Annotated in this window: 6 protein-coding genes; 1 reads left to right on the forward strand and 5 read right to left on the reverse strand. The window is 72.8% G+C overall.

Annotated elements, in window-relative coordinates; all coding sequences use genetic code 11:
- From RWP81_RS12435 to RWP81_RS12455, 5 genes are all read right to left on the reverse strand, one after another.
- A partial coding sequence (locus RWP81_RS12435; RefSeq protein ID WP_314456546.1) for an FGGY-family carbohydrate kinase occupies positions 1 to 1,404 on the reverse strand: 1,404 nt, incomplete at its 3' end.
- On the reverse strand, positions 1,401 to 2,450 hold the full coding sequence (locus RWP81_RS12440; protein ID WP_314456548.1) for an ABC transporter permease: 1,050 nt from the start codon (positions 2,448 to 2,450) through the stop codon (positions 1,401 to 1,403). The genes RWP81_RS12435 and RWP81_RS12440, both read right to left, overlap by 4 nt.
- Positions 2,447 to 3,448: an ABC transporter permease gene (locus RWP81_RS12445; protein ID WP_314456549.1), complete on the reverse strand. Its 1,002-nt coding sequence runs from the start codon at positions 3,446 to 3,448 to the stop codon at positions 2,447 to 2,449. Before RWP81_RS12445 ends, RWP81_RS12440 begins: the two co-directional genes overlap by 4 nt.
- The gene (locus tag RWP81_RS12450; RefSeq protein ID WP_314456550.1) at positions 3,445 to 5,016 is read right to left on the reverse strand and encodes a sugar ABC transporter ATP-binding protein; all 1,572 of its coding nucleotides are present in this window, start codon (positions 5,014 to 5,016) and stop codon (positions 3,445 to 3,447) included. The genes RWP81_RS12445 and RWP81_RS12450 overlap by 4 nt, the downstream gene beginning before the upstream one ends.
- Entirely contained in the window at positions 5,013 to 6,026 is a 1,014-nt protein-coding gene (locus RWP81_RS12455) for a sugar ABC transporter substrate-binding protein (protein ID WP_314456551.1), read from the reverse strand. Before RWP81_RS12455 ends, RWP81_RS12450 begins: the two co-directional genes overlap by 4 nt.
- A 260-nt stretch (positions 6,027 to 6,286) precedes the next feature.
- Between RWP81_RS12455 and RWP81_RS12460 the strand changes: the two genes are divergently transcribed.
- Positions 6,287 to 7,246, forward strand: coding sequence for a sugar kinase (locus RWP81_RS12460; RefSeq protein ID WP_314456552.1), 960 nt, complete (start codon positions 6,287 to 6,289; stop codon positions 7,244 to 7,246).
- The last annotated feature ends 57 nt before the right edge of the window (positions 7,247 to 7,303 follow it).

Raw genomic sequence — 7,303 nt, forward strand, 5'->3', positions numbered from 1 at the left:
GGGGTGCGGGGCGAACTCGACCGCGTCGGCGGGGAAGACCCGCACCGCGGCCTCCAGGTCGACGGCGAGCCCCGCGGCCACCAGGGCGACGGTCGCCGCGCCCCGCGCCCCGACCTCGGGGTCGGTCGTGCGCACGATCGTGCGACCCGACACGTCGGCCAGCAGCTGGCACAGCAGGTCGCTACGCGCGCCACCGCCGCACACGGGCACGCGCTCGGCGGCATCCAGCAGATCGAGGCACTCGGCGACCGAGAACGCGAGGCCTTCGAAGACGCTGCGCAACAGCTGAGCCGGAGTCGTCGTGACGTTCATGCCGACCCAGGATGCCGAGGCTGCGGCATCCACGAACGGGGCGCGCTCGCCGCTGGGCGAGCCGTAGGGCAGGTAGATCACCCCGCCGCTGCCGGCGGGCGCCGTGCGCGCGAGGCGTTCGAGCTCGCTCCAGCCGCGGTCGGCGAGACCCAGGGTGTCGCGCACCCAGTCGAGGTTGGGCGTGCCGACCATCGATGACAGGGCCTCGAGCACCTGGGTCCCGCGGCCGGTGGGGATGAGGATGCCGATCCCGCTGTCGGCGGCGGCGCGGTCGACGCGGTTGACGGCCACGGTGGCGGTCGTGCCGAGCACGACCCACCCGTCCTGATCGTCGAGGGCGCCGAGCCCCACGGGGCAGGCCGCGGAGTCGACGAGCCCCGTGGCGACGGGCACGCCGGCCCGGAGGCCCAGCTCGGTGGCGGCGGCATCGGTGAGGGTGCCGGCGCTCTCGTGCGGGGCACGCACGGGGGCGAGCAGGTGCGCGAAGCGACGGTGCCCGAGCGCGTCGATCATCTCGTCGGAGTAGGCGAGGGTCGCCGGATCCAGGTACGTGCGCGACGCCTCGGAGGGGTCGGTGGCGACCTCGCCGGTGAGGCGGTGACGCACCGCGTCCTTGCAGTTGAGGTGGTGGGCCGCGCGGGCGAGGGTCTCGGGCTCGGTCTCGGCGAAGCCGTCGAGCAGCACGGGGAGCGTCCCCGGGAAGCTGGCCGAGCCGGTGGCGGCGATCACCGCGGCATCCCGCCCGTCGCGCTGCCACGCGGTCACGCGGTCGGCGCCCCGCCCGTCGAGCCACAGGGCTGCCGGGCGCACCGGGCGACCGTCGACGTCGATGAGCCACGCCCCGTCGCCCTGGCCGGTGACACCGATCGCGACGACGTCGGGCCCTGCGCTGCGGGCCTGCGACAGAGCCTGACGGACGGCTCCGACGACGGCCTCCCACACGAGGTCGATGTCGCTCTCGGCCGCCCCGTCGGGCGTACGGATGACCGTGACCGGTCGGTGACCGGCGGCGAGCGTCTCACCCTCGAGCGAGTAGAGCACGGCCTTGACCGCGGTGGTTCCGGCGTCGATGCCCAGGACGGCGGGGGTCACAGGGTGCCGCCCGGGGTGGTGTCGAGGGTCTTCGCCGCGGGCTTGCGCTCCGCCGCCGCCCGTGCGCGCTGCGCGACGGTGTACGCCAGCACGAGGGCGACCAGCAGCACGACCCCCTGCACCGCGGCCTTGACGTTGAAGTCGAGACCCAGCAGATCGAGGCCGTTCGCCAGGACGCCCAGGAAAAGCACTCCCACGACGGTGCCGGGCACGTTCGGCCGCGAGCGCGGGTGCATCGACGCGCCGATGAACACCGCGGCGATGGCATCCAGCAGGTAGCTGAAGCCCGCGAGAGGCGTGTACAGCCGCAGCGAGGCGCTGAGCAGCACGCCGCCCGCCGCGCACAGCACGCCCGCGCCGATGTAGACGAGTACGCGGATGCGACGGGTGCGAAGCCCCGCGACGACCGCCGCGCGATCCTGCAGGCCCATCGCCTGGATGCGCACGCCCGCGGGGGTGCGGTGCAGCAGAATGCCGACGCCCACGGCCGCGACCGCGGCGATGATCACCGGGATGCCGACGCCCAGCATGTCGCCCGAGCCGAGGAAGGTGAAGCCCTCGGGGGCGGCGCGGAAGCTGACGCTCGCCCCGCCGTTCGTGCCGATCTGCTGGGCGCTGCGGCCGATGAAGAAGGTGCCGAGGGTCGCGAGGAAGGGCGTCACGCCGAGCCCCACGATGAGGAAGGCGTTGAGCGCCCCGATGAGCGCGCCGCCGACGAGTCCGAGCAGGACGGCGACGGGCCACGGCATCCCGAACGACATCATCGACACGATCGCGAACCACGCGCCGAAGTCGACGGCGACCGCGGCCGACAGGTCGATGCCGCCGGACGACACCACCACCGTCAGGGCGAGGGCGACGAGCAGCAGGATCGCGACGCCGTCGAGCACGTTCAGCAGGTTGCTCGGGCGCAGGAACGCGTCGCTGGCGAACGAGAAGAACACGACCAGCAACGCGAAGGCGGCGACGAAGCCGTAGCGGGTGACGGTCGCGGCGGCGGAACCGGCGACCCCCGACCAGCGGGTGCGGGTGGCGGTGGTGCTCACGCGCGGGCCTCCTCGTTCTTGCGTGCGGCGGCCGCGGCGACGACGAGCAGGATCAGCACACCCTTGAAGCCGTCGACCCACGCGTTGGCCACGCGCGAGAGGATCAGGCCGTTCGACAGCAGCGCCACGAACACCGCGCCCAGCACGGAGCCGAAGATCGTCACCGTGCCGCGGCGGGTGAAGGCCGCCCCCAGGAAGGTCGCCAGCACCATGTCGACCATGAGGCGCTCGTCGATCCCCGGGCTGCTGCCCGAGCCGCGCGCGACGAGCAGCAGTGCGCTGAGGCCTGCGACGACACCCGCGATGACGAACGTCGACATGATGTAGCGCCGGGTCGGGATGCCGGCGAAGGTCGCGGCATCCCGGTTGCCGCCGACGGCCTGCAGACGACGGCCGTACGGGGTGCGCGCCATGACGAAGACCAGCACCGCCGCGACGACGAGCATGAGCACGGCTGCGAGCGGGATGCCGGCGATCCGCGTGTCGCGGACGGCGATGATGAGGGGGTCCGTCACGTCGATGCGGCGATTGCCGCTGACCACGCGCGTGATGCCGACGACGGCGACGTAGACGGCGAGGGTGGCGAGGATCGACGACAGTCCGACCCAGCCGACGAGGACCGCGTTGAGCAGGCCGAACACGGTGGTGACCAGGATGCCGAGGGCGAACGCGACGGCGAACGGGGTGCCGTAGGTGGTGAGCTGATCGCTCACGATGGCGGTGGCGAGCGCCGCGGTCGCGGGGATCGACAGGTCGATGCCGCCGACGACCACGTCGTCGCCGCCGCCGATCACGACGATGGCGAGGCCCATCGCGACCAACGCGACGGGGGCCGCCTGGGTGAGGCTCGCCGTGACGTTGGCGACGCCGAGGAAGCCCCTCGCCGTGACGGCGAGGTACACGGTCATCGCGAGCACGACCAGCAGCGGGCCGCGCCGCGCCAGCAGGCGGCGCAGACGCGGGGCGAGCGCCGTGCGCTCCACGGTCAGGGCGCTCATGCGGCATCCCCTTCGGTTCGTTCGGGGGCGGCGGCGTCGGCGGTGGACCCGCCGGCGCTCCCGGTCACCAACGCGCTCAGGTGCTCGAGGGTCAGACCGTCGGTCGTCACCTCGTGCGCGACGCGTCCGCGTTCGAGCACGACGACGCGGTCGCTGAGCCCGAGCACCTCGGCGGGGTCGGTCGAGACGATCACGACCGCGGTTCCGGATGCCGCGAGTTCCGCCAGCAGGCGGTAGATCTCCTGCTTCGCGCCGATGTCGACACCCACCGTGGGCTCGTCGAGCACGATGACCCGGGCGCCGGCGGCCAGGCTCCGGCCGAGCACGACCTTCTGCTGGTTTCCTCCGCTGAGCAGGCGGGTCTGCACGCTCGTGTCGCGCGGGCGGATGTCGAGTCGCTCGGCGAGGCCCTCGGCGCGGGTCCGCGACGCGGCGTCGTCGAGGAGGCCCGCGCGGGTGCCCTCGGCGAGGGTCGAGAGGGTGAGATTGCGCTGGGTCGAGAAGTCGAGCACGACGCCGTCGTGGCGGCGGTCGCGGGGCACGAGCACGACGCCGGCCTCGAGGGCGGCGGCCGGGCTCGACGGCCGGAACCGGCGGCCCAGGAGCGACAGATCACCCGCGTGGCGGTGCAGCCCCACCAGGGCCTCGGCGAGTTCGGACGCCCCGGAGCCGAGGAGGCCGGTGAGCCCCAGGATCTCGCCCGGGCGCACGTCGAGGTCGACGCCGTGCACGACGGCGCCGACACGGAGGCCCCGGGCACGCAGCACCGGCTCGATCGTCGTGACGGGTCGGCGCGGGGGGTAGAGGTCGTCGATCTCGCGCCCGATCATCAGGCGGACCATCTCCCGGCCGCTGTCGGGCCCGACCTCTTCGATGCGGCCCACGTCGGCGCCGCCGCGCAGGATCGTCACGCGGTCGCAGATGCGCGTGACCTCGCCGAGGTAGTGCGAGATGTAGAGGCTGGAGATGCCGCGTTCGCGGAGGCGCCCGATGATGCCGAGCAGTTGCTCGGCCTCGGCGCTGGCGAGGGGGGCCGTGGGCTCGTCGAAGACGATGAGGCGCGTGTCGTCGTCGACCAGTGCGCGCGCCACCTGCACGAGCTTGCGCTCGGCGGGCCCGAGGTCGCGGACGAGCCGGGTGGGGGAGAGCCGGATGCCGAGCACGTCGTGCAGCACCTCTGTCACGCGGGCCTTCATGGCGCGGCCGCGGAGCACCCCGCCCGCGCTCTGCTCATTGCCGAGCCAGACGTTCTCGGCCACGGTCATGTCGGGCACGAGCTGCAGCTCCTGATGCACGAACCGGATGCCGGCCGCGTGGGCGTCCGCGGGAGTGAGCCGCCCGGCATCCGTCCCACCGATGTCGACCGTGCCGCCGTCGCGCTCGTAGATCCCGGCGAGGATCTTGATGAGCGTGGACTTGCCCGCGCCGTTCTCGCCGACGAGACCGTGCACCTCGCCCGGGCGCACGTCGATCGAGGCGCCCCGGAGAGCCGGGACGCCCGCGAACGCCTTCGTGACGCCGGTCATGCGGAGCACCGGCGTCACGAGGGGGGAGGAACCGATCGTCACTGGGTGTAGCCCAGCTCCTTCGCCACCGCGGTCGCCTCGTCGGGGCCGGCGACCGGGATGGTGTCGACGTAGCTGACCTTCTCGACCTCTTCGCCGAGGAAGTACTTGCCCACGTTGTCTGCCGAGATCGTGGCGATCTTGCGCGGCAGCTGGGCGATGTTGCCGACGAACGGGCTGTTCGGCTCGCTCATGATCTCGAGCGTGTCGGGGCCGGCGTCGAAGGCGGTGACCTTCACGTCGGTGCGACCGGAGTCTTCGATCGCCTGCACCACGCCGATGGCCGGCTGGTCCCAGCACGCCACGTGGATGCCCTGGATGGTGCCGGCGGGGTACTTCTCCAGCAGCGCCAGCGTCTGCTGACGCGCGTCGTCGGGGGCGTTGGCGAACTGCTCCGCCAGCTCGGGCTCGATGAGCTTGACGCCCGGGTAGTCCGTCGCGAGTTCGTTCTTCCACGCGTCGTAGCGCTCGCCGCAGAACGACAGGCTCGTCCCGAAGGCGTTGAAGACGGCCACGTTGCCCGTGCCGCCGAGGGCGTCGCCGGTGATCTTGCCGAGGGCGGTGCCGCCCACCTCGTTGTCGGACTGGGCGTTGTTGACCGCCCACTCCGAGGCGTGGTCGACACCGAAGACGGGGATGCCGGCGTCGTGCAGCTGCTGCAGCTTCGGGTCGACCGATGCGTCGCCGAGGATCGTGATGACGGCATCGACGTTCTGGGCGAGGAAGATGTCGTGGTTCTGCGCGTGCAGGGTGTTGTCGCGGTTGCCGTCGGTGGTGAGCGGCGTGCCGCCGAGCCGGGTGACCTCGTCGACCGCGCCCTGGAAGGCCTCGCGGTCCCAGAAGTGCTGCGTGCCGACGACGGCGATGCCGATGGTCTTGCCCGCGAGCGGCTGGGAGGCGTCGACGCCGTCGCCGTTCGGGGCGGCCGCGTCGGACGAGACGGTGCTGCAGCCGGCGAGGGCAAGGCCTGCGGCGACGACGATCGCCGGGAGGGCGAAGAGGGACTTTCTCACGGTGGGCTCCTGTGGGGCCGGTGGGCGCTCGCGTCGGTGCGCGCGTCGCCGCGGATGCTGTGTGGGATGACGCCGGGAGGCGGCCACTTCAGCGTAGGGAGTGGGTCAGACAACGTTCGACTCGGTCGTCACACGATGACATGAAAGCGGTGAGCGCCCCGCGCTCAGTAGGATTCGCCCGTTCCCGCACCGGTCCGTCCGGCCACCGTCCCCTCGCACCGCCGGATCCGCACCGGCCCCTTCCCCACCTCAGGAGACCCATGCCCGAGCCCACACGTCGCGTCGTCACCGTCGGCCTCCACGTCGCCGACGTGCTCGGTCGCTACGTCGATGCCATCCCGCCCGGGCAGGGCCTCGCGCTGCTGGACGAGATCCGCCTGACCGTGGCCGGCACCGCCGCCGCGACAGCCGTCGACCTCGCGCGGCTCGGCGTTCCCGTGGCGACGGTAGGCGCCGTCGGCGACGACGCGCTGGGTGTCTTCCTGCGCTCCACGATGGCCGACGAGGGGGTCGACGTCACCGGCCTCGCCGTGCGGCTCGAGCGGCCCACCTCCGCGACGATGCTGCCCATCCGCCACGATGGGAGCCGGCCGGCGCTGCACGTCATCGGGTCGAACGCGGCGATCGCGCCCGAGGATCTGGCATCCATCGATCTGAGCGACGTCGCGGTGCTCCATCTCGGCGGCACGTGCCTGCTGCCGGGTATCGACGGCGCGCCCAGCGTCGACCTGCTGCGCCGCGCCCGCGACGCCGGGATCGTGACGACGATGGACTTCATCCCGACCGGAGGTGTCGGCGATCGCGATGCCGTGCTGCCGTGCCTTCCCTTCATCGACTACCTCTTCCCCAGCGAGGAGGACGCCCTCTCGTTCGCCGGAGCCGCGACGCTCGACGAGGCCATCTCGTTCTATCTGGACGCCGGTGTGGGCACCCTCGTGATCACCCGCGGCGCAGCGGGGGTCAGCATCAGCACGAGCGCCTCCCGCGACATGCGGCTGCCGGCATATGTCGTCGAGGTGGTGGATACGACGGGCTGCGGCGACGCGCTCAGCGCCGGGTTCATCGGGGGTCTGATGGACGGCGCCGACGTCACCGAGGCCGCGGAACGAGGGCTGGCGTGCGGCAGCCTCGTGGCCACGGGCCTGGGCTCCGACGCGGGCCTGCACTCCGCGGCCGACGTTGCGCGGCTGCGGGCGGAGGGCGTACGCGGCGCCGAGTAGGCGGCATCCCGGGTGTTCGCGGGGGCGCATCCTCCACGATGCGCGCAACCTCTGTCG

Source organism: uncultured Microbacterium sp. (assembly GCF_963521695.1).
Taxonomy (GTDB): domain Bacteria; phylum Actinomycetota; class Actinomycetes; order Actinomycetales; family Microbacteriaceae; genus Microbacterium.

What these genes read in the sequence shown, in the direction of transcription:
- RWP81_RS12445 (WP_314456549.1), bottom strand. Translation starts at nt 3,448, where the DNA reads ATGAGCGCCCTGACCGTGGAGCGCACGGCGCTCGCCCCGCGTCTGCGC.
- RWP81_RS12460 (WP_314456552.1), top strand. Translation starts at nt 6,287, where the DNA reads ATGCCCGAGCCCACACGTCGCGTCGTCACCGTCGGCCTCCACGTCGCC.